The 22,502-nt window shown below is 77.5% G+C and carries 17 protein-coding genes and 1 tRNA gene; 11 read left to right on the top strand and 7 right to left on the bottom strand.

The window, feature by feature from the left end:
• Positions 1–83 precede the first annotated feature (83 nt).
• Together E5225_RS14910 and E5225_RS14905 are read left to right on the top strand one after the other, a co-directional pair.
• Positions 84–1,616 (top strand): alpha/beta hydrolase, encoded by a 1,533-nt coding sequence (locus E5225_RS14910; protein WP_135973619.1) that lies wholly within the window; start codon positions 84–86, stop codon positions 1,614–1,616.
• A 79-nt stretch (positions 1,617–1,695) separates the two neighbouring features.
• Positions 1,696–1,768: transfer RNA gene (locus E5225_RS14905), tRNA-Thr, on the top strand.
• Positions 1,769–2,280: 512 nt separating this feature from the next.
• Here E5225_RS14905 and E5225_RS17605 read toward each other — a convergent pair.
• Positions 2,281–2,472, bottom strand: a complete 192-nt coding sequence (locus tag E5225_RS17605; RefSeq protein WP_166435962.1) for a hypothetical protein — start codon at positions 2,470–2,472, stop codon at positions 2,281–2,283.
• Positions 2,473–2,621: 149 nt separating this feature from the next.
• On the opposite strand from E5225_RS17605, the gene E5225_RS14895 reads away from it, so the two are divergent.
• Positions 2,622–3,341: a LiaF transmembrane domain-containing protein gene (locus E5225_RS14895; protein ID WP_135973618.1), complete on the top strand. Its 720-nt coding sequence runs from the start codon at positions 2,622–2,624 to the stop codon at positions 3,339–3,341.
• A 26-nt stretch (positions 3,342–3,367) separates the two neighbouring features.
• On the opposite strand, the gene E5225_RS14890 is transcribed toward E5225_RS14895, so the two are convergent.
• Positions 3,368–4,516 carry a hypothetical protein gene (locus tag E5225_RS14890; RefSeq protein WP_135973617.1) on the bottom strand — a complete coding sequence of 383 codons (1,149 nt, stop codon included), beginning with the start codon at positions 4,514–4,516 and terminating at the stop codon, positions 3,368–3,370.
• 128 nt (positions 4,517–4,644) lie between these two features.
• Between E5225_RS14890 and E5225_RS14885 the strand changes: the two genes are divergently transcribed.
• Positions 4,645–5,724, top strand: a complete 1,080-nt coding sequence (locus E5225_RS14885; protein ID WP_244243668.1) for a M15 family metallopeptidase — start codon at positions 4,645–4,647, stop codon at positions 5,722–5,724.
• Positions 5,725–5,769: 45 nt separating this feature from the next.
• Here the strand turns inward: E5225_RS14885 and ligD are convergent, their stop codons facing one another.
• The 3 genes from ligD to E5225_RS14870 form a co-directional block, all read right to left on the bottom strand.
• Positions 5,770–6,837, bottom strand: coding sequence for a non-homologous end-joining DNA ligase (gene ligD, locus E5225_RS14880; protein ID WP_135975429.1), 1,068 nt, complete (start codon positions 6,835–6,837; stop codon positions 5,770–5,772).
• A gap of 65 nt (positions 6,838–6,902) precedes the next feature.
• Complete coding sequence (locus E5225_RS14875; RefSeq protein ID WP_243738411.1) at positions 6,903–9,830, bottom strand: helix-turn-helix transcriptional regulator; 2,928 nt, start codon at positions 9,828–9,830, stop codon at positions 6,903–6,905.
• Complete coding sequence (locus tag E5225_RS14870; RefSeq protein ID WP_135975427.1) at positions 9,812–10,063, bottom strand: hypothetical protein; 252 nt, start codon at positions 10,061–10,063, stop codon at positions 9,812–9,814. The genes E5225_RS14875 and E5225_RS14870 overlap by 19 nt, the downstream gene beginning before the upstream one ends.
• A gap of 290 nt (positions 10,064–10,353) precedes the next feature.
• On the opposite strand from E5225_RS14870, the gene E5225_RS14865 reads away from it, so the two are divergent.
• From E5225_RS14865 to E5225_RS18015, 7 genes are all read left to right on the top strand, one after another.
• Complete coding sequence (locus tag E5225_RS14865; protein ID WP_135975425.1) at positions 10,354–10,590, top strand: PspC domain-containing protein; 237 nt, start codon at positions 10,354–10,356, stop codon at positions 10,588–10,590.
• 114 nt (positions 10,591–10,704) lie between these two features.
• Positions 10,705–11,145 (top strand): ATP-binding protein, encoded by a 441-nt coding sequence (locus tag E5225_RS14860; RefSeq protein ID WP_135975423.1) that lies wholly within the window; start codon positions 10,705–10,707, stop codon positions 11,143–11,145.
• A gap of 184 nt (positions 11,146–11,329) precedes the next feature.
• Entirely contained in the window at positions 11,330–12,826 is a 1,497-nt protein-coding gene (locus tag E5225_RS14855) for a MinD/ParA family ATP-binding protein (RefSeq protein WP_136225498.1), read from the top strand.
• Between the two features lie 190 nt (positions 12,827–13,016).
• Positions 13,017–13,643 carry an RNA polymerase sigma factor gene (locus E5225_RS14850; RefSeq protein WP_135975624.1) on the top strand — a complete coding sequence of 209 codons (627 nt, stop codon included), beginning with the start codon at positions 13,017–13,019 and terminating at the stop codon, positions 13,641–13,643.
• Between the two features lie 123 nt (positions 13,644–13,766).
• Complete coding sequence (locus tag E5225_RS14845; RefSeq protein ID WP_136225496.1) at positions 13,767–15,425, top strand: hypothetical protein; 1,659 nt, start codon at positions 13,767–13,769, stop codon at positions 15,423–15,425.
• A gap of 153 nt (positions 15,426–15,578) precedes the next feature.
• On the top strand, positions 15,579–16,532 hold the full coding sequence (locus tag E5225_RS14840) for a 5'-3' exonuclease (protein WP_135974441.1): 954 nt from the start codon (positions 15,579–15,581) through the stop codon (positions 16,530–16,532).
• Between the two features lie 54 nt (positions 16,533–16,586).
• Complete coding sequence (locus E5225_RS18015; protein ID WP_243738346.1) at positions 16,587–17,243, top strand: ribonuclease H family protein; 657 nt, start codon at positions 16,587–16,589, stop codon at positions 17,241–17,243.
• A 164-nt stretch (positions 17,244–17,407) separates the two neighbouring features.
• Here E5225_RS18015 and E5225_RS14830 read toward each other — a convergent pair whose 3' ends face one another.
• Positions 17,408–18,040, bottom strand: coding sequence for a DUF3806 domain-containing protein (locus E5225_RS14830; RefSeq protein ID WP_135974443.1), 633 nt, complete (start codon positions 18,038–18,040; stop codon positions 17,408–17,410).
• A 106-nt stretch (positions 18,041–18,146) separates the two neighbouring features.
• Positions 18,147–22,271 (bottom strand): S8 family serine peptidase, encoded by a 4,125-nt coding sequence (locus E5225_RS18150; RefSeq protein ID WP_135974445.1) that lies wholly within the window; start codon positions 22,269–22,271, stop codon positions 18,147–18,149.
• Between the last annotated feature and the right edge of the window lie 231 nt (positions 22,272–22,502).

Genomic DNA, 22,502 nt, shown 5'->3' with positions numbered 1-22,502 from the left:
GTCGCGTGCACGCCCGGGGAGGAGCGCGTGCGGGCCCGCGACGGAGCCCCGGGTGCGTCGGCGGTGCGGATACCGTAGGTGCCATGCCGACGCCCCTCACCCTGCGCCGGTGCGCCCTCGCCGTCCTGGCCGCCCTCGGGCTGGCCGCGTGCACGCCGTCGCCCCTGCACCAGTCCTCCGCCCCCACGTCCGCCGCGGGCTCCTCCGCGAGCGAGGGGGTCGACCCCGCCCTCGCCCCGTTCTACGAGCAGCAGCTCGAGTGGAGCGCGTGCGGGTCGCAGCAGTGCGCCGAGGCGACCGTGCCGCTCGACTGGTCGCAGCCGGCGGGGGACACCATCACGGTCGCGCTGCGACGCGTGCCGGCGTCCTCGGGCGAGCCCGTCGGCTCGCTGCTCGTGAACCCCGGCGGTCCGGGGCGCTCGGCGATCGACTTCCTCCCGTCGTTCCAGGTGCTCGTGAGCGCCGAGGTGCGCGCGGCGTACGACCTCGTGGCGTTCGACCCGCGCGGGGTGCAGGCGTCGTCCCCGGTGACGTGCGTCGAGCCGGCCGACCTCGACGCGCTCACGGCGTGGGTGCCGGACTTCTCGACGCCCGAGGGCGTCGACGAGGCGATCGCGCGCAGCGCCGAGTACGGGGAGGCGTGCCTCGACCGCACCGGACCGCTGCTCGGCCACGTCGACACCGCGAGCGCGGCGCGGGACATGGACGTGCTGCGCGCCGCGCTCGGCGACGACGCGCTGACGTACCTCGGCTACTCCTACGGCACCGACCTCGGCGCGACGTACGCGGCGCTGTTCCCCGAGCGGGTCGGCCGCCTCGTCCTCGACGGCGCGATGGACCCGACGCTCGACTCGGGCGAGGTCGCCGCGGGGCAGGCCGCCGGGTTCGAGGAGGCGCTGCGGGCCTACGTCGAGGACTGCCAGGCGGCGGCGGGCTGCCCGCTCGACGGCGACGTCGACGCGGGCATGGCGCAGATCGGCGACCTGTTCGACCGGACCCGCGCCAACCCGATGCGCACCAGCACGGACCGCGAGCTGACCGTCGCGCTCGCCTTCAGCGGCGTCGCGACGCCCCTGTACGCGCAGGAGGCGTGGCCCGTGCTCACGCAGGCGCTGACGGCGGCGCTGGAGGCGGGCGACGGCACGCCCCTGCTGCAGCTCGCCGACCAGTACTACGGGCGCGAGCCCGACGGCACGTACACCACCAACCAGAACGAGGCGTTCACGGCGATCCTCTGCCTCGACGAGCGGGCGCCGTCGGCGTTCGCCGACATGCAGGCCGAGGCCGCCGAGATCGCCGCCGTCGCGCCGACGGTCGGGCAGTTCTTCTCCTACGGTGGAGCGTCGTGCGCCGACTGGCCCGTGCCGGAGGTCGGCGCGCTCGACTCGTACGCCGCGCCCGGCGCCGCGCCGATCCTCGTGATCGGCACGACCGGCGACCCGGCGACGCCGTACGCGTGGGCCGAGTCGCTCGCCGGCATGCTCTCGTCGGGCGTGCTGCTGACGTTCGAGGGCGAGGGGCACACCGCCTACGGCCGCTCGAACTCCTGCGTGAAGGACGCCGTCGACGGGTACCTGCTGACCGGCACGGCACCGGCCGACGGGACCCGCTGCTGACTTTGGAGTCGGGCGCGCCGCCGGGTACAGTGGGCGCGCTCGCCGTTCCGGTGGCCCTCGGGCCCGCCGCGACGTCAGCGCCGCCTTAGCTCAGTCGGCAGAGCGTCTCACTCGTAATGAGAAGGTCTGGGGTTCGATTCCCCAAGGCGGCTCGTCCGCGTCGGCCCCGCACCCACCGGTGCGGGGCCGTCGCCGTTCCGGCCGACGAACGCCAGCGCGTCCGCCACCGCGCGGTGCCACACGTCCGCGTCGTCGGACGCGATGCTCACCCACTCGCGCATGGGCGGCCGGTCGTCCGGGAACGGGAGCCCGTCGCCGGACGCGACCAGAGCCGCGACGCGGTCGCGCGGCAGCTTGACCACCAGGTGCTCGCCCGGCGTGAACGCGGCGATCCGCCCGTGCACCCGCAGCGTCGCGGTGCCGAAGTGGCGGCGCCCGACCGCGGGCAGCACCACACCGGGCACGTCGGCGAAGGCCGCGGCGACGGCGTGCAGCCGTGCCTCGGCGTCGGTACGGGCGTCCGTGGCCGCCGGCGGGCCGGTCGGGGTCGGCGGGTCGACGGGTCTCCGCACTTCGGCCGGGCTCCGCGGGTCGGCGGGCTCGGTCCCGGGTGCGACGTCGGCGCCGGTCATGCCCCCACGCTACGACCGGCCGCCGACAGCCGTCAGGACGGGTTGCCGCCGCCGGGGAAGGGCAGGTCGTCGGGGTCCGGCGCGTCCGGGACCCCGAGGGGCGTGCCGTCGCTCGGCTCCGGCTCCTCCTCGCGCGGGTCGTCCGGCTGGGCGTCGTCGCCCGGGACGTCGGTGAACAGCGGCTCGTCGGGCACGGCGCCGGGGTCGGGGATCGGGCTGCTCATGTGCACCTCCAGGTCGTCGCCGCGCGGTGCGGCGGGGTGGACGTCGGCCACGGTAGGCCCGGCGGGACGCCGGCGCGCGGCGTCCGGGGCAGGCGGAGCGGGCGACCGGGTGGTGCCCGGGGGCACACCGGGCCGCTAGCGTCACGGCCATGCAGAGACGTCCCCCCGGCCAGGTGCTCCTCGGTCTGCTCGTCGTCGCGGTCGGGGTCGTGCTGCTGCTCGAGCGCACCGGCGTCCTCGACGTCGATCCTGGCACCGTGGTGGGCACGTGGTGGCCGCTCGCGGTGATCGCCGTCGGTGTCGTGTCCGCGGTGGTGGTGCCGCGCGCGTGGATCGGGCCGGCGGTCGTCACGGCCGTCGGGGCGATCCTGCTGCTCGTGGAGCTGGGCGTCGTCGAGCCCGACGTGTGGTCCGCGCTGTGGCCCGTGGCGATCGTGGCCGTCGGGCTGGGCATCCTCCTGCGCGCCGGCTCGTCGGGCGGCGACGCGGACCACGTCACCGCGTTCGCGTTCTGGTGGGGCGCCGAGCCGCGCACGCGGTCGCAGCGGTTCACCGGTGCCAGCCTCACCGCCGTCATGGGCGGGGTCTCCCTCGACCTGCGCGAGGCCGACATCGTGGGGCAGGCGCGCATCGACGTGTTCACGTTCTGGGGCGGCGTGGACATCCGCGTACCGCGCACGTGGCGCGTGCGCATCGGTGGGCTGCCGCTGCTGGGTGGCTGGGAGGACAAGACGGTCGCACCCGCGGACCCGGCCGCGCCCCTGCTCGACGTGCGCGTCGTCTCGCTCATGGGCGGGGTGGAGGTCCGGCACGGCAAGACGCCGGCGGACGCACCGGTCGAGCAGCCGGGCGTGCCGGGACGTCCGTGACGGCGCGGGAGGGCCCGCCCGCGCCGTCAGAGGACGGGAGCCGCCTGCCCCACGACCTCGGGGCCGCCGATCTCGCGGCCACCCGCCGCGTCGTGCAGGAACGCGTGGGCCACCCGGATGCCCGGCTCACCCGCGGCGGAGGCGTCGACCACCGCGCGCGGGTACGGGCGGACCGCGTCCGCGCGTGACGTCCAGCCCACCGCGGCGGCCGCGAGACCGCAGCGCCGGGCGTGCTCGCGCGCCTCGAGGGTGCCCGCGTCGCCGTGCGGGAACGTCGTCAGGTGGACGCCCGCGTCGTCCCGCACGAGCACGAACGGGGCCGCACCCTCCGGGTGGGCGACGGCCTGCTCGAGGGCGTGCTCGAGCGCGCGCAGCGCGAGGTCCTGGACCTGCGCCGACGGGCGGTGGGGGAGGTCCTCGGGCGTGAGGGTCGAGGCCGGCGCGACGACGGGCGTGGACGACGTGACCACATCCGCCTCGGGGAGCGGGGCCGCGGCCGGGGACGGTGCGTGCACCGGCGCCCACGCGGGCGTCGCCGGGGCGGGCGTCGGGGGCCGCCAGGCGGGGGACAGTGCGTCGAGGGGGGCCGGGGGGCCGGCCGTGTCGGCGACCTCGGGCTCGACGGCCGCCGTGTCGGCGACCTCGGGGTCGAGGGGCTGGGGGTCGAGGGGCGCCGGGTCGACCAGCTCGGGCACGACGAGCTCGGCGGCGGACGGCTCGGGCGCTGCCGGCTCGGTGGCCGGTGCGGCCTCCTCGGGCGGCGCGGCGAGGTGCTGCGCCGCGCGACGCACGTAGTCGACCGTCCAGTCGGCGGCGCGCACGCGCCAGCGGGCGTGCGCGTCGAGCACGGCGAGCACGGGCCTGTGCACGCGGCCGTCCGCGACGACGCCGGGGGTGGCGCCGTCGGGGCCGGGGCACATCATCCAGGTCGCGCCCGGCACGGAGCGCAGGAGGAGGTCCCCGACCGCGATGCCGATGGCCGCGGCGACCCCGGCGGGGGCGGGCCCGTCGGCGGGGTGCGTCGCGAGCAACCGGCCCCAGCGGGCGTCGAGGGACGCGGCGTTGTCCACGTCGACGCCGTCCTCCTCCAGCCACTCTCGGAGACGGTCGAGGTGCGCGACCTCGGACGGCGTGAGGAGGCGGGCGAGGACAGGGCCGGCGCCGGTCGTGGCCACCGGTGCGGTCCCCGCCGGGAGGGTCGGCGAGGCGGTGCGCATGCCTGTGGCATCGGCTCGCCCGGCGGCGGCCTTGAGCGCTCGGAGGTGTGACGCCGGTGCGGCGAGCGGGCGCCGGCACCGTTACCGTGGTCCGCGTCCTGCCGTGCCCCGCGCCGGCCGAGTCCCGACCACCGGAGGCCGAGATCCGCCGCGTCGCCGTCAGCGTGCTCACCGCCGCCTCGCTCGCCCTGGGCGCGGCAGCGGGCGGCTGGGCGTGGACGGCCGAGAGGCGGGGCGACGAGGCGGCCCTGCGGGACGCGGCCGAGTCCCGGGTCGCCGCGGTCGCGCTCGCGGTCGACGCGGACCGGTCCGCCGCGGCGGCCGGGACGGCCCTCCTCGGCACGGCGGGTGCCGCGGCCGTGCAGGCAGGGCCCCGGGCGGCGCTCGACGCCGCGGTGGCGCAGGCCCACGGCACGCTCGGGTCCTCCGCGGAGCGGGTCGACGACGAGGCGGTGCGCGAGGCGCTGGCGGGGGTGCTCGGCACGGCGGAGGGGGAGGCGGACGGTGCGTCGGCGGTGCGGCTGCGCGCGCTCGCGGCGGACGTCGCGGTCGCCGAGCGTGCGGTCGCCGAGGCGGTCGCCGCGCGCGAGGCCGCGCAGGCCGCGGCGCGCGCCCAGGCCGCCGCCGCCCGCCCGCGCACACCGGCGCCGGGCGCGCCCGCACCCGCAGCCGCACCGGCGGCCGACCGCTCGTGCGTGACCACGTACTCCGGCCCCGCGTTCTGGACGTCGGTGCCCACCGAGGGCGGCGACGGCAGCAACGGGCGCCTGCCCCCCTCGGCGCTGAGCGCGGTGTCGTGGACGCGCGACTCGCAGGGGACGCCCTTCTACCTGCGCCAGGACGCGACGGCCGCGCTGGAGCGCCTCAACGCCGCGTTCCGTGCGGCGCTCGGCCACGACCTCGCGCTCGACCTCACGTACCGCGACTACGACACCCAGGTGGAGATGCGCGCCGCGCTCGGGGCGGTCGCGGCCGTGCCCGGGACGTCGTCGCACGGCACCGGCCTCGCGATCGACGTGCCGGAGCTCCCGTGCGCGTACGGGTGGGACAGCGCCGCGCGCGCCTGGCTCGTCGCGAACGGGCCGTCGTACGGGTGGGTGTCACCCACGTGGGCGCGTCAGGGCGGCTCCAACCCCGAGTACTGGCACTACGAGTACCGCGGCTGAGCCGCGACCGCCGGCGGGGGTGACGGCGCGGCACGTGCCCCGGTGTCACCGCGGCCGGTCGCGGTCCTTGCTCGGCTGCACGCGCTTGGGCTCGCCGGGCATCTTCGGGTACTCGGGCGGGTACGGCAGGTCGCCGTGGCCCTCGTCCCGCTCCTGCCGGTCGGCGAGCTCGAGCAGCGACTCCAGGCGGTACCGCGGCTGCTCGTGCGCGACGAGCGGCGCGAAGAGGTCACCGACGTCGGCGAGGCGCTGCGGCATCGTCAGCACGTCGAAGTCGTCGGGGTGGACGTCGCCGACCTCGTCCCACGTGAGCGGCGCCGACACCGTGGCGCGGGGGTTCGAGCGGATCGAGTACGCCGACGCGATGGTGCGGTCGCGCGCCATCTGGTTGTAGTCGACGAAGATCTTCTGCCCCCGCTCCTCCTTCCACCACTTCATCGTCACCTGGTCGGGCAGCCGCCGTTCGAGCTCGCGCCCGAACGCGATCGTGGCCCGCCGCGCGTCCGTGAACGTCCACGCGGGCTCGATCGGCACGAAGACGTGGATGCCGCGCCCGCCCGACGTCTTCGGCACGCCCTCGAGGCCGTGCTCGGCGAGGAGCTCGCGGACGTGGGGGGCGACGCGCGCCGCGTCGGCGAAGTCGGTGCCCGGCTGCGGGTCCAGGTCGATGCGGATCTGGTCGGGCTGCTCCACGTCGTCGCGGACCACCGGCCACGGGTGGAACGTCAGCGTGCCCATGTTCGCCGCCCAGGCGACGACCGCGAGCTCGGTGGGTGCGACCTCGTCCGCCGTGCGGCCGCTCGGGAACGCGATGCGGGCGGTCTCCACGTAGTCGGGAGCGCCCTGCGGCAGCCGCTTCTGGTAGAACGCGTCACCCGTCGAGTCCTGGCGCGTCGACATGCGCGCGCCCTCGAAGACGCCCTTGGGCCAGCGCTCGAGCGTCGTGGGGCGGTGCAGCAGCGCACCGAGGATGCCGTCGCCTACCGCGACGAAGTACTGGACGACGTCCAGCTTGGTCAGCCCGCGCGCCGGGAACACGACGCGGTCGGGGCTCGTGACGCGGACCGTGCGGCCGCGCACGTCCAGCTCGACCGTGGGTGCCTTCTGTGCCATGGCTCACACCGTAGGGCTGCCCGCCGACATCCGCCCAGGTCGCAGCCGCGCCCCCGGGCGGGCGCCTAGGCCCGGGGCGTCAGGAGCCCGCGCCGGTGGGCGACCGTGACCGCCTCGGTGCGCCCGGACGCACCGAGCTTCCCCAGCACGTTCGACACGTGCACGGACACGGTCTTGCCGGAGATGAACAGCCGCTCGCCGATCTGCCGGTTGGACAGCCCCTGCGCGACGAGCGCGAGCACCTCGGCCTCGCGGGCGGTCAGCACGTCGACGCCCTGCGCGCGCACGCCCGCGACGTCCAGCCGCCCGCGCCGGACCAGGTCGCGCACGGCCTCGGCGAGCGGCCGGGCGCCCATGCCCTGCGCGGCGGCGAGCGCCGACGCGGCTTGCGTCGTCGCCGCGGCGCGGTCGCCGGCCACGAGCAGCGCCTCGGCCCACCGCCAGCGCGAGCGCGCCTCCTCGTACGCGTGCCCGTAGCCGAACTCCGCGACGGTGCTCGCCCACAGGGCCGGTGCCGCCTCGCTGCGGGCCCGCGCGTGCTCGGCGCGCGCCCGCGCGAGCCACGCGCGGCCCTCCGGGCCCATGCCGCCGGGGCGGGGACGACGTGCCTGCGCGGTCCGCTCGGCACGGTCGAGGCGTGCGTCGGCGTCCGCCAGCAGGTCGTCGACCGCGGCGCCGGCGAGCCGCCGCACCGCGGCCTCGTCGGCCGTCGCGGCGAGCGCCAGGGCGCTCATCCGGATGCCGCCGGTGTACATCTGCGGCCACACCGAGCGCAGGTGCGCGTCGACGCGGTCCAGCAGCTCCCGTGCCTGCGCCGGCCGGCCCTGCCACGTCAGCGCGTCGACGGCGTTGCCGCCCGCGAGCAGCGCCACGAGCGGGTCCCGGTCCCACCAGCGCTCGAGCGCCTGCGCGCGGCCCACGGCGTCGTCGTCGCCGCGCGCGACGGCCGCCCACAGGTCTCCCGCCGCGACCAGTGCGGCGGCGAACTCGGGCACGTCCCCGTCGTCGTCCGGGCCGGGTGCGCGCGGCGACAGGTCGCCGCGCGCGAACCGGATCATCGCGTCGAGGGCGTGCAGGTCGACGCCGTGCGGCGCCCAGGACATGCCCAGCGCCCGGGCCCGCGCCACCCCGGTGGCCGACGCCTGCGCGGCCCGCGGCAGGTCGCCGACGTCGTAGTGCGCCGAGGCGAGGTTGTAGCGGATCCGCAGCTCCGTGGCCCGGTCCTCGGCGCCGACCGCGCGCTCCAGGGCCTCGGCGAGCAGCCGGGCCGACTGCGCGTGGTCGAGGCGCTCCGCGAGCGCGAGCGTCGCCATCGCGTCCGACTCGGCGGCCGCGTCGCCGACCTCCCGGGCGATCTCCACCGCCCGGCCCGCCAGCTGCTCCGCCTCGTCCTCCCGGCCCGCGTTGACGGCGGCGCGCGCGTACGTGGCCAGCGCCCAGGCGCGCGCGGGCGTCGGCGCGTCGGGGAGCTCGGCGACGGCCCGGGCCGCCTCGTCGAGGGCCGTGGGCACGTCGTCGACGCCGAGCAGGTGCCGGGCGACCATGGTGCGCACGGCGGGCCGCTCGCCCGGCGGGGTGTCCGGGGCCTCCAGCGCCGAGCGGGCGAGCTGCACGGCGCGGTCCGCGGCGCCGGCCCGGCTCGCGGCGCCCGCGGCGCGCAGCAGCACGCCCGCACGGTGCTCCGGGAGGGCCGCCGCCACCTCGGGTGCCGCGTCCCACAGCCGCAGGACGACCTCCAGGTGACGCAGCTCCTCCGTCGGGGCCAGGACGCGGTGCGCCTGCACCGCGGCGTCCCACGACGCCCGCAGGGCCACCGGCAGGTCGGGTGCGCGCACGGCGTGCGCCGCGCGCTGCGCCGCCGTCCCCACGCCGGGCTCCGCGTCGAGCGCCCGCAGGTACGCGCGGTGCACGCCGCCGAGCTCGCCCGGCAGCAGGTCGGTGTAGACGGCCTCCGCGAGCAGCGCGTGCCGGAACGCGATCCGGCCGTCCTCGACGACCAGCACGTGCTGCGCCACCGCGTCGCGCAGCGCGCGCTCGACCGCACCGGGCGCGGCCAGGGCCGGGTCGCCGTCGGCGCCGGCGGCGGCGCGCAGCAGGGGCTCGTCGACCCGGCGGCCGGCGGCGGACGCGAGCTGCACCAGGCGCAGCGGTGCCGGCTCGAGCTGCTCGACGCGTGTGCGCAGCACGTCGCCGAGCGTCCACGGCAGCGCGTCGCTGTCCGCGCCCGCCTCGAGCAGCTCCTCGGTGAAGTACGCGTTTCCCTCGGCGCGCTCGCGCACGCGGCGCAGCAGCGGGTCGGGCAGCGGCGCACCGGCCACGGCCGCGGTGAAGTCCCGCAGCTCGTCCTCGGTGAACGGGTCGAGCAGGAGGCGCTCGGAGCGCGGGTGCCGTGCCAGCTCGGCGGCCACGGGACGCCACGGGTGGCGCCGGTGCAGGTCGTCCGTCCGGTAGGTGACGACGACGAGCAGGTGCTGCCCGGCGAGGCGCGAGACGAGGAAGCGCAGCAGGTCACGGCTCGACGCGTCGGCCCAGTGCATGTCCTCCAGCACGAGCAGCAGCGGCCGGTCCGGCGACGCGGACGCCGCGAGCGCCTCGACGACGCCCTCGAAGAGCTGGAGCCGGTCCGCGGCGTCGTCGCCCGGGGGCGCGACCGTGCCCGGGCCGGCGAGCCGCGCGAGCGCCGGCCGGGCGGCGGCGACCGCACGCACCGCGTCCGGGTCGAGCGCGTGCAGCGCACCCAGCGCCTCCGCGAACGGCAGGTAGGGCAGCCCGATCTCGCCCAGGTCGACGCAGTGCCCGGTCACCACGCGCGCGCCGTCCGCCCCGGCGCGCTCGGCCACCTCGCGGACGAGCCGGGTCTTGCCGACGCCCGCGTCCGCGCCGAGCAGCACGAGCGAGGGCGTGCCGGCGCGCGCGCGGCCCAGGGCCTCGGTCAGCCGGGCCACCTGCGCCGAGCGCGCGACGAACGGGGTGCTCATCGGGCCGCGTGCCACGCCCCCGATCCTGGCAGCACCCACCGACGCCCGGGGCCTCGGCCGGAGCCGTGCCCACCGGACGCGTGCCGACCGGACGCGTGCCGACCGGTGCCCTGCGCCGCCGTCGTCCGGGGGGCGTCGTCCTCCCGGTCGCCGTGCGGGGCGCGGGCGGACGCGAGCGCGTCCTGCACGCGCTCGCGGCGGTAGGCGATCTCGGCGTCGAGCGCGGGTCCCCACATGGTGGTGCTCATCTCGTCCTCCTCGTCGTGCCCGGCGCTCGGTGCGCGGGCACGACGACGACGTTGCCCGTGAGGCGGGTGCCGGCGGATCGGGCGGACGACGGGTCCGCGGCGCCGGGAACGGCCCGCCACGCCCTGAGGCCCCGCGCCCGGCGTCTGAGGTGCCTCAGCGGCGCGCACCCCGACCGGCGGCCGGCCGGGCTCGGGGTCGGCTCCGGGTCCGTCCCGGAGGCGCGCCGGCACGCGGCGCGGCAGGCTCGGGTGTCGGGCGCGGACGGTCCGCCCCGGGACGGAGGACTCACATGGACGAGATCCGCAGCGCGTTCGCGCGTGCCGGGCTGGTGCGCCCCTACGCGGGCCGGCTGCTGGCGGGCGTGTGCGCCGGCGTGGCCGTGCGGGCCGGGGTGCCGGCGTGGATCGTCCGGCTCGTTCTGGTGCTGCTCCTGGTGCTCCCCGGGAGCCCGTTCCTGATCTACGCGGTGCTGTGGTTCTGCATGCCGTCGCAGGGCTGGGTGCCGGGCGTGCGGACCACGCCGTGACCTGGACGCCCAGGCGACGCGGCACGTCGGCGACGCCGGTGGCCGTCATCCGGACGGGTGTCCGTCACGCGGGCTGACCGGCGGGACGGGCGTCTCTCGTGCACCCTGGTGGGCGTGGGTGACGTCCGGGACCTCCGCAGCGGACGGCGGCGCGGTGCGCCGCCGCCCATCGTCGACGACGAGCTCGTCGTCATCGCCGAGCGCAGCGCGTCGCGTCAGGCGCGGCACTGGGTGATGCGCGCCGTCGCCGGGGCGGGGGTGGGCGGGGCGGCCAACCAGGTCATCGAGCTGCTCGCGGGCGAGCTGGTGTCGAACGCGGTCGTGCACGGCCCGTCCGGCGAGCCGGTGCGGGTGGCGGTGCGGGTCGACGGCCCGGTCGTGCGCGTCGCGGTCACCGACCGCGGCGGCGGCACCCCGCAGGTCCGTCATCCCGAGCCGACCGCCCTCAACGGCCGCGGCATGGCGCTGGTCGAGGCGCTGTCGACGGCCTGGGGCTCGGCCCGGCTGCCCGACGGGGGCACCACCGTGTGGTTCGAGGTCGACACCGACGAGTGACCCCTCCGGCGCGCCCCTCGTGGGCGCGGTCCGGTCCCGCTGACCGCCCGTCCTGCGCCGCTGGACCCTGCCCGTTGTGCGCTGGGGCCGCAGCAGCGATACGTTCGTCCAGGATTTTCAGGGCAGGTCCGTGTCCCGGCGTGCCACCTGCGGGCGCCGCGGGCCGGCAGGACGGAGGGGACCCATGACGGACACCGGCGGCGGCGACGTGGCCACGCGCGAGCCCACGACGGGCGCGCTGCCCCACATCGTGGCGGAGGTGCGCGAGGACGGCACGGGGGAGATCTCCGTCGACGGTGTGCTCCAGCGCATCGCGGCGGCGGACCTCGCGGAGGCCGGCGCGCAGATGACCTCGCGCATCGCGACGCTCGCGCAGGAGGCAGGGCGCGCGCTGCCCGTCGAGGTCCGCGACCCCGACGGGCTGTGGGCGCTCGTGATCCACCCGGACGGTCGGGTGGACGAGGCGACGGACGCCGACGAGGTGGCACCCCTGACCGGCGACGTGACCGCCGTGGCAGCACCCGGCGCGGTGCCGGCCGCCGGAGGCCCCCTCGCGGCGACGTCGGCCCCGACCGCCGCGGTGGCCCCCGCACCCGCCCCGCCGACCACCGGCGCCACGCCCGCCGTGGACGCGCCGCCCCCGGCCACGCGCCGCGGCGGACCCGCCACGGGCGCGACACCCGCGGTCGGCGGCCGCCGCAGCAGCGGCCCCGCGACCGGGGCGACCCCGGCCGTCGGCGGCACCTCGCTGCCCACGCTCGACGACCTGCTGGCGGCCCGGCACCCCGCGCACGAGGGCCCCGCCGAGCGCGGCTGGCAGCGCACGGTCCGCCGCCTCACGTTCGGCGCGGTGACGCCGCAGCCGGGGCGCGCCGAGCGCGTCCGGCGGTCGCAGGTCGAGGCCGTGCGCCGCACGTTCGACGGCCCGCGCACGGTCGTCGTCGTCAACCCCAAGGGCGGCGCGCACAAGACGACCGCGACGATGATGCTCGCGGCGACGTTCGGCCTGCACCGCGGCGGGTACACGCTCGCGTGGGACAACAACGAGACGCGCGGCACGCTCGGCTGGCGCTCGTCGCACGCGGACCACACGCGCACGGCGGTCGACCTGCTGCACGCGCTGCCGGACCTCACCGGGCGCGGCACCCTGCGCATCGGCGACCTCGACTCGTACGTGCGCACGCAGCCGAAGGAGCAGTTCGACGTGCTCGCCTCGGACGAGAACGCGGCGTCGGTGTCGAGCGTCGACGCGGAGTCGTTCCGCGCGCTGCACCAGGTGCTGTCGCAGTTCTACCGGGTGCTCGTCGTGGACACGGGCAACAACATGCGCGCCTCCAACTGGCGCGCGGCGGTCGACACGGCGGACCAGCTCGTCGTCGTCTCGACGCTGCGTGAGGACACGGCGCAGTCGGCGGCGTGGGCGCTCGACGCACTGCGCGCGACCGGCCACGAGGAGCTGGTGCGCCAGGCCGTCACGATCCTGTCGTTCCCCGAGCCGAAGGTCGACAAGGACCTGCGCCAGCGGCTGCGCTCGCACTTCGGCGCGCTCACGCGGGCCGTCGTCGAGGTGCCGCACGACCGGGCGCTCGTCACGGGCGGGCCCATCGCGCACGCGTCCCTGCGCCCGTCGACCCGCGACGCGTGGCTGCGTGCCACGGCCGTGGTGGCCGACGGCCTCTGACCGGCCCACCCGCCGCGCGTCCGTCGGACGGCGTGCCGCTCCCGCCCCGCCCCAGGGGAGGCGACCGGCACGCCGTTCGTGCGTCCCGTGGCCGGACGGGTGCAAGATCGGCGCAGGTGGCGACACCAGGGGGTGAGGGCGGTGCTCACGGGCACCGCCGCCACCGCCGCCGAACCCGCCGGGAGCCGCAGTGCCGACGCACCCCCCGCACGCCGACGTCGTCCCCGGCGGGCCCGCGCCCGCGGCGGACCGGGACCGCGGCGCGCCCGGGGGCACACTCCCGGACGCGCCGCCCGCTCCGCTCGCCGGTGCCGGTCCGGCCGGTGCGTCCCCGCCCGCCCACGACGGCGCCTGGTTCGACTCCCTCGTGCGCGCGCACGCCACGGCGGTGCACCGGTACGTCGCACGCCGCGCGGGCCGGTCGGACGCGGAGGACCTCACGGCCGACGTGCTGACCGTCGCCTGGCGCCGGCGCGACGACGTGCCGGACGGCGCCGAGCTGCCGTGGCTGTACCGGACGGCGGGCTTCGTCGTGGCGAACCACCGCCGCAAGGGACGCCCCGTGCCGGTCGCCGAGGTTCCCGACGTGCCCGACGGTGACGACCCCGCGCTGCGGACCGTGCGGGACGACACCGTGCGGACCGTGCTGGCCGGGCTGTCCGCGCGGGACCGCGAGGTGCTGCTGCTGCACGCCTGGGAGGGGCTGACGGGCGACGCCCTCGCGGCGGTCCTCGGCACCGGGCGTGGCGGGGCGGACGCCGCCCTCTCGCGGGCGCGGTCGCGGCTGCGGGCCGCGTTCGCCGCCGTCGACGCCTGAGGAGCCGGCGCCGACCCGCTGCAAGAGCCGCACCCCCGACGACACAGACGGGGCAGGAGAGCAGCCGCGGCGTCCGGCCCCCGGACCGGCCGGCCCGCTGCACCGCCCCGGCAGGAGGACCCCATGGACGACACGCGCGACCCGCGGCACGACGCACCCGACGACGCCGCGACGGGCAGCGACGGCCCCGACACGGCCGACGCCGTCGCCGCCGGCGCGGACCCTGCTACTGCGGACGCGGCCACTGCGGACGCGACGACCGCCGCCGCCGCGGAGGAGGCCGCTACGGAGGCCGCCGCCAAGGCCGAGGACGCAGCCCTGGCGCGCGTGCGCGCCGCCGACCCGGCGGCGGGTGCGACGCCCGACCTGCCGCGCCTGCACGCGCGCCTGACCGACGCGACGGGCGTCGCCGTCGGCGTGACCACCGGCGGGCCCACCGGAGCGACCACCGGCGGGCCCGCTCCCTCCGCCCCCGACGAGCTCGCCGCGGCCCGCGCGCGCCGCCGCCCCGCGCGCTGGCTGCAGGTCGCCGCGGTGGCGACCGGGGCGGTGCTCGTGGGTGGCGGCGGCTACGCGCTCGGCGCCGCGGGCGGCGACGCGCCCGCCGCGCCGCCGATCGCGCTGCAGGGCCAGGCGGTGGGCACGGAGGCGACCGTCGAGGGTCTCGCCGGAGCCGACGCGGGCACGGCGCGGAGCATGATCGCGCCCGGCTTCGGCTGGCGGACGACGTTCACCGGCGAGGGCCTGCCGACGGAGCCGGGCGAGGCCCGGGCGTGGGCGTTCGACGCCACGTCGGCCGCGACGGCCGAGGCGGCCCGCCGCGCCGCCGAGGTGCTCGGGGTCCCGGGGGAGCCACGTGCCGAGTGGGGGCAGTGGGTCGTCGGCGCGAACGACGGCACCGGGGCGAGCGTGACGATCGGCGGCGACGGGACGGCGAACCTGTGGTTCTACGACCGCGCGCGCGACCCGTCCGTCTGCCAGGCGGGCCTGCCGGAGGAGCTGGACGGCGGGGCGGCCGAGGGTGCGGGTCCGGCCGCGGGCACCGGCGACGCGACCGGCGAGCCGGCCGTCGCCCCCGACATGTCGATCCTGCCCGTGCCGGCGCCGGAACCCGTGCCGGAACCCGCGCCGGCCGACCCGAGCGTGTGCGACCCGGCGGCGACCCCGACCGGCGACGCGGCGGTCGCGGCGGCCCGTGACCTCCTCGACCGCCTCGGCGTCGACACCGCGGGCTACGAGCTCACGGTCGCCGAGGAGACGGGCGTGCCCGGGCTGGTGAACGTGCAGGCGACGCAGGTCGTCGACGGCACGCAGACCGGCGTCGCGTGGACGGTCGGCCTCGCGGGTGACGGCGTGCAGTCCGCGTCCGGCCCGCTCGCGTCGCTCGTCGAGCTCGGCACGTACGACGTCGTCAGCGCCACGGACGCGGTCGAGCGGCTCGGCGACCCGCGGTTCGGTGCCTCGTTCGGCGGCGTGAGCCCGCTGGCGCGCACGGCCGCGGCGGGGGCCGGCACGGAGGACGTGGTCGGGAGCATGCCCGCCGAGCCGCAGCCGGCCCCGGCCGAGCCCACGGTCCCGCCGGTGCCCGCACCGGGCTCGCCGATCGCCTGGCCGGTGCAGCAGGTGACGCTCGTGGACGCGCGCCTCGGCGTCACGCTCCTCACGACGCCGGACGGTGCGACCGTCCTCGTGCCGGCGTGGGAGCTCGCCGACGCGGACGGGCAGACGTGGAGCGTCATCGCCGTCGCGCAGGACCAGCTGGACCTGAGCCCGGTGGACTGACGGCGTGACCTGCTGCGCGACCTCGTCACTGCGGCGCGACCTCGTCAGCCACGGGTGACGAGGTCGGCACCGCGGTGACGAGGTCGGCGCCCCGCCGACGAGGCGCGCGCCCCGAACGGGGCGGGCGTCGGTGGGCGTCGGTAGCGTTCGCCCATGGCCGCCGGACGACTGCTGCTCCTCGACACCGCGTCGCTGTACTTCCGCGCGTACTTCGGTGTCCCCGACTCGGTGAAGGCGCCCGACGGCACACCCGTGAACGCGGTGCGCGGGCTGCTCGACATGATCGCCCGCCTGGTGACCGACCGGCGGCCCACGCGCCTCGTCGCCTGCTGGGACGACGACTGGCGGCCGCAGTTCCGGGTCGACGCGATCCCGTCGTACAAGGCGCACCGCGTCGCGCAGGAGCGGCCCGGCACGACGGGGGTCGAGGAGGTGCCGGACACCCTGTCGCCGCAGGTGCCGGTGATCGTCGAGGCACTCGCCGCGCTCGGCATCGCGCGCGTGGGTGCGCCCGGGTTCGAGGCCGACGACGTCATCGGGACGCTGGTCGCGCGCGAGACCGCGCGCCCGGCGGGGGAGCGCGCCGCCGTCGACGTGGTCACCGGCGACCGGGACCTGTTCCAGCTGGTCGACGACGAGGTGCCCGTGCGGGTGCTCTACACGATCAAGGGCATCAAGGACCTGCTCGTCGTCGACCAGGCGCTGCTCGCGGAGAAGTACGCCGTGCCGACCGGCCGCGCGTACGCGGACATGGCCACGTTGCGCGGCGACGCGAGCGACGGCCTGCCCGGGGTCGCGGGGATCGGCGAGAAGACCGCGGCCGCGCTGATCCACCGGTACGGCTCGCTCGAGGGCGTGCTCGCCGCCCGCGACTCCGGCGACGCCGGCCTCACGCCGACCCAGCGCCGCCGCCTCACCGAGGCCGCCGACTACCTCGCCGTGGCGCCCACGGTCGTCCGGGTCGCCGCGGACGCCCCCGTCGCGGACGCGGACGACCGGCTGCCCGCCACGCCCGCCGACCCGGAGGCGCTGGTCGCGCTCGCGGAGCGGTGGGGGCTGTCGTCGAGCGTGCGACGGGTCGTCGAGGCGCTCAGCGCGGTCGCCTGACGCGGCGGTCGGGCGGTTCGGCGGTCCCCGGCGCGCGTGGCACGATCGTCGACCGTGATCACGGTCAGCACGGACGGCTCCTGCCTGCGCAACCCCGGCGGGGCGATCGGCTGGGCGTGGGTCAACCACGACGGCACGAGCGCGAGCGGCGGTGCCCGCTCCGGCACCAACCAGGTCGCGGAGCTCATGGCCGTGCTCGAGGCGGTGCTCGCGCACCCGGGGGACGAGCCGCTGCGCGTCGTCGCCGACTCGCAGTACGCGATCAAGTGCGCGTCGGAGTGGCTGCCCGGCTGGAAGCGCAAGGGCTGGCGCACGGCCGGCGGCGGACCCGTGCAGAACCTCGGACTCGTGCAGGCCATCGACCGCGCCATCACGGACCGGACCGGGCCGGTGACGTTCGGCTGGGTCCGCGGGCACACCGGCGACCGCTTCAACGAGCGGGCGGACGAGCTCGCCGGGGTCGCCGCGCGTGCTGCCCGTGAGGGCACGCTGCCCGCCGGGACGATGCGCGCGACGCCGGTGCTCGAGCCCGTCGGCGCGGCACCGGCGCGGCGCACGCGTGCCGCGACGGCGACCGGTACCCGTACCCGTGCAGCGACCACCCGCACCCCCGCCGCGACCGCCCCGGGCGCACCGGCAGCGTCCCCCGCGGCCCCGTCCGCCACGGCCCCGTCGGCCACCGAGCGACCGGAGCCGGACGTCCTCTTCTAGGCCCCCGCGCGTTCCGCACCGCCGGGCGCGTCCCACCACCACGGCGGGCGGGACCCCGCGCGCGCCGGAGGGGGGCCGGCACGTGCGCGAGGTCCCGCCCGGGGGACCCGCCGGGGGAGGGCGGGTCGTCCGGTCGCCGGCGGCGCGCGCCGCCGGCGAAGTCGTCAGCCCCCGGAGTCCAGCGCCGCCCGGACCGTCTGCGTGAGCCGCTCCACCTGCGCCGCGAACCAGCCGGGGCGCGCGTCCTCCCAGTACTGGCCGACCGACGCGAGCGGGTACACGAGCACCTGCGGTGCGTCGTGCGCGAGCACGATCTCCGTGCCGTAGCGGTCGCTGGCCGCGGCCCACCGCAGGGCGGGCGCCTGCGCCACGACGAGGTCGCCGAGTGCCACGCCGAACGCGTCGGCCAGGGGACGGTGGTCGGGCCGCTCGGCCGCCTCGGACCACTGCGTGCGCACGCGGTCGAACAACGCCGCGACGGCCGCCGCGTCCGCGGGGTCGTCGCACAGGTCCGCGAGGAGGGTCCGCTGCTGGGCGAGCCAGATGCGCTCGGCCGGGTTGAGGTCGTCGACGGTGTGCCCGAGGTCGCTCGGCGCCGGCGCGGTGGCGGGCGCTGCGGTGGCGGGCTCCGCGGTGACCGGCTCCGCAGTGACCGGATCTGCGGCGGAGTCGCCGGCGGCACCGGTCGCCTCGCCGGCGCCGTCTGCGGGGTCGGCGGGGAGCGGGGAGTCGCCGGGGCCGTGCGGCGTGGGCAGCACGGCGCCCTGCGGCGGGGTCCGGTGCTCGAAGATGCCCATGCGCGCTGCATCGGCGCCCTCAGGAGGTCCCTTGACACACCGAGGGCCGGTGTCGCCCGGACGGACGTCCGTGGCGGCACCGGCCCTCGGGACCGGTCGGTGCGGGTCAGCCGACGCGGACCACCTGCGCGGCGGCACCCGGGAGGTAGCCGTCGTCCCCGCCGTAGAGCACGGTCACGACGTTCGTCGAGCGCACCGCCGGCAGGGTCACCTGGGCCGTGCCGTCGGCGAGCTGCACCACGTCCAGCGGACGCAGGCCGAGCAGGACGCGGACCGACCCGGTGCCCGCGGGGGCCCCCTCGACCGTGCCGCCGACCGTCACGGTGACGGTCGGGGTGCTGCCGCGCGGCACGGTCCACGTGTCGGCCGAGAGCGTCACGCGGGACGCGGCCCGCGTGATGCGCAGGTCGGCACGGGCCGACTGGGACCGCGCGAGGTCCGCCGTGCCGCCGAAGACGGCCACGAGGCGGTGCGTGCCGGCCCCGAGGTCCCGCGGCAGCTCGACCGTGGCGGTGCCGACGAGCCCGTCGACGGTCAGCTCGCCGGTCGCGACGACCCTGCTGCCCTCGCGGATCTCGACCGGGCCGGACGGTGCCCAGCTCTGGCCGGTGACCGTGACGGTCGCGGTGACGGGCGAGCCGTACCGGGCCGACGAGGCGGAGAGCCGCAGCGTCGTCGTCGAGGCCGACGCGGCGAACTCGCGCTCGACCACCTCCGACGTCGACCCCGCGTACAGCGCCGTGTCCGGCACGTACTCGGCCCGGAACGCGTGCGGCCCGGCGCCGAGCGACGCGGTGCCCCACACGCCGGCCCCGTCGACGACCTCGGTCTCACCGAGGAGCGTCTCGCCGTCGTAGACGCGGAACGTCCCCGTCGCCTCGCCCGGGCTCACCGTCATCTGGAACAGCGTCTCCTCGCCGGCCGTCCACGCCGACTCGACGTCGAGCGTCGTCGTCGTGGTGATCGCGTCGGGCACGGTCACGTCGATGACCTGGGCCCGGTCGCCCGTGCCGTTGAGGTGGTGCAGCGCGAGGATCCGCGCGTCGGCGGCACCCGGGCCCTTGTGGACGTCGACCGTCGCACCGGCGAACGACGCCGAGACGAAGTCCGCGCCGATGTTCGACTCGAACCACAGCGGCGGGTCGTACGGGTCGACCGTGAACGGCCCGACCTGGTCGATCACGCCGTCGGCGGGGAACGCGTACTCGCTGTACATCGCGGCCCAGACGCCGACCTGCGTGCCCGGCTCGACCCCGAGCGCCGCGAGCGGCACCGGCACGGTGAGCACGTTGTTGTCGAACGACCCGGCCTCGATCTCGCCCGCGAACGGGAAGGCGAGCTCCGGACCGGCGATCAGGTCCTCGGTCTCGAGGTCGTACGTCTCGACCACGGTGTAGTCGGTGTCGACGAGCTTGGTGACGATGCTCACGACGTCCGGCTCGCCGTCGCCGTCCGTGTCCACCAGGACGCGGGGCTGCAGCGCGTGCCCGACGACGGCCCAGTCGCCGTCGGTCGCGATGCCGACGCCGAGGTAGCCGTCGGCTGTCGGGTCGCCCCCGGCGGCCTCGACCGCCGGAGCGGTCGATGCCCAGCCCACGTGCCGGATGTCGCCGGCGGCGAGGGTCGACGGCGAGGTCTGCGCGTTCGGCGGCAGCGCGTCGAGGCGCGGGCTGTCGGCGGCGTGCACGAGCGGCGTGACGAGCCCGTACCAGCCGTCCGCGACGACGTCGCGGCCCGTGATCGCGAGCTCGGCCGTCTCCGCGCCGGCGTCCGCGAACGCCACGGGCAGGGCCTCGAGGTCGGTCGTGGGCCGGGGCGCGGCCTGGACCGGCAGGCGCCACTCCTGACCGCCCGAGGTGAGGACCAGGCGTCCGGAGACCTGCGAGACGTACTCGCGGGCGAGGCCCTCGAGCTGCTCCACCTGCTGCGTCGGGTCGATGTCCCGGGCCAGCGTGGCCGGGTCGGCCGTGAACGTCAGCGTGACGATGCCCGTGCCGCCCGCGCGGACCCGCAGCGACGCCGGGCTCGCGGTGATGGACGCCTCGCCGGACGTCGTGCTCTCGGTGACCGACGTGGTGTAGGTGCGCGCCGTGCTGCCGAGGTTCTGCACCGTGACGGCCTTGCGGATCGTCACCGGCTCCGCGCCGACCTGCACGACCCCGAAGCCGACCGAGGCCTGCTGCGGGCGCTCCGCGTTGTAGAGGAGCGTGTCGTTCGTGACGGCCGAGAGGGCGTCGACGCGGCCGGAGCCCACCCGGGCGGGGCCGTAGAACAGGTCGCCGCCGGGCTCCGTCGACACGTCGTGCGTCGCCGTGTTCATGATCCCGGCCTTGATCTGCGCGGCCGACCAGCCCGGACGGGCCTCCTTGACGAGGGCGGCGATGCCGGCCACGTGGGGGGCGGCCATCGACGTGCCGTTGCTCGTCGCACCGGCGTTGCCCGACCCGACGTCCGCCGACACGATCTGCTGGCCGGGCGCCGCGACGTCGGGCTTGGCCCACCCGACGGTTCCGTGCGCACCACGCGAGGAGGACGTGCTGAGGGTGTCGGCGCCGACGTCCTGCCGCGTGGACAGGGCCATCGACGGGCCGATGCGCGCGACCAGCGTGCCGGCCTCGATCTCGGGCAGGAGCGCGTCGGTGGTGGCGGCGGTCATCTGGAAGCCGGGGATCGTGGCGTTGCCCGAGATGCCGGCGGGGAAGATGCGCTCCTCGGTGGGCAGCAGCACGCCGACCGCGCCCGCGGCCGTCGCGTTGTTGAACCGGACGACGGATCCGCACGCGCGGGTCGCGTCGTCGTCGTCCCACCACAGGTAGGCGATCTTGCCGGCGACCGTGGCGGCCTGCTCCGGCGTGAACGGCGTGCAGCCGTCGAACGTCGGGCCGACGTACGCGACCGGCGCCGTGACGTCCGCACCGGAGTACGCGACGGAGTTCTGACCGGCGTGGCGGCCGACGAGCGCGGGGTCGGACGCCTCGGTGACCTCCATGGCGTCGAACGCGAGGTCCTTGCCGATCGACCACGCGACCGTCAGGCCCGCGTAGCCGTTGCCGGGGGAGCCGCCGATGTCCTCGACGTCGCCCTCGTTGCCGGCCGAGAGCACGACGACCGTGCCGAGCGCCGTGAGCTCGCCGACCTGGAGGCTCTCCGGGTCGTCGGCCGGTGCGCCGGCCGCGCCGAGGGAGAGGTTGAGCACGTCGAGGCGGTCGTTGAAGTCGCCGTCGCCGTTCGGGTCGGCCGCGTGGTCGAACGCGAGCGACGTCAGGTTCGTGGACCCGGCGATGTCGCCGAAGACCTTGAGCGCGTAGAGCTGCGCGGCGGGCGCGGTGCCCGGGCCGACGGGCCAGTCGGCGACCGTCTCGAGGGCGCTGTAGTCGCCGCGGAACGTCGCGCCGTCGGGCGTCACGCCGAACCCGGCGGCCGTGCCGGCGACGTGCGAGCCGTGGCCGTTGACGTCGATGGGGTTGTCGTCCGGCGCGGGCACGCGCTGCGCGGGCGTGCCGCCCGCGTGGTAGTCGCGGCCGGCGAAGTCGATGCCGCCGAGGAACTTCTCCGGGTCGAACGAGCCCGCGGGGATCGGCCCCGAGCCGTTCTCCCCGTACGCGGCCTCGTACGCCTCGACCGTGCCCGGGCCGCCGAAGTCGGCGTGCGTGTAGTCGATCCCGGTGTCGACGATGCCGACGGTGACGTCCGTGCCGAGCACGCCGGTGTCCTGCCACGTCGCGAGGGCACGGGTGAACTCGACCTGCGCGGCGTTGTCGAGCGTGCGCTCGGCGACGAGCCGGACCGAGACGACGTCGGGCCGGTCGGCGAGCGTGCGCAGCTGCGCGGCGTCGCCGACGACGAGCGCGCCGGAGACGAGGTTGGTGAGGGTGGCGATGCGGGTCGGCTCGGCGCCGGCGGCGCGTGCCTCGCCCGCGTCGGCGGGGACGACCTCGGCCGCCTTCGCCTCGGTCACCTCCGCGGCCGCCAGGACGTCGGCGGGTGCGCCGCCGTCCTCCGCGACCTCGACGCCCGCGGGGGTGTCGAGCTCGACGAACGCGGTGACCTGTCCGGTGGCGTCCGCGAGGGCGTCGCCGACGCCCTCCTTCTCGACGCGGACGGCCCGGTCCTCGACGAGCAGGCCGGACAGCTCGTCCGGTGGTGGGGCCGCGGCCGCGGGCGGCGCGAGCAGCGCGGTGGCGAGGACGACGGAGGCGGCAGCGAGGCCGGCGAGAGCACGACGTGGCATTTTGTCATCCCGGGGTGTCGGACGGCTGGTGCGGGGCACGGCGGACGCGAGGACGGCGTCCCGGGCGTCACGCCCGGTGTGGCTGCTGTCACAGTTCCCCCCGGGCAGGGTGCACGCTACTGACCGGTAGGCGTTTCGTCACCCCTCCGCCGGAATCCGTGACCCGTCCGGGTCCGTCGGGTTCACGGGGATCCCTCCTGAACCGGTGGTGCCCTCGTCGGCGCGTCCGGC

Origin of the sequence: Cellulomonas shaoxiangyii (genome assembly GCF_004798685.1) — a bacterium.
Taxonomy (GTDB): domain Bacteria; phylum Actinomycetota; class Actinomycetes; order Actinomycetales; family Cellulomonadaceae; genus Cellulomonas; species Cellulomonas shaoxiangyii.
Note: the sequence above shows the minus strand (reverse complement) of the source record. Positions and strands in the feature narration are given on the sequence as shown.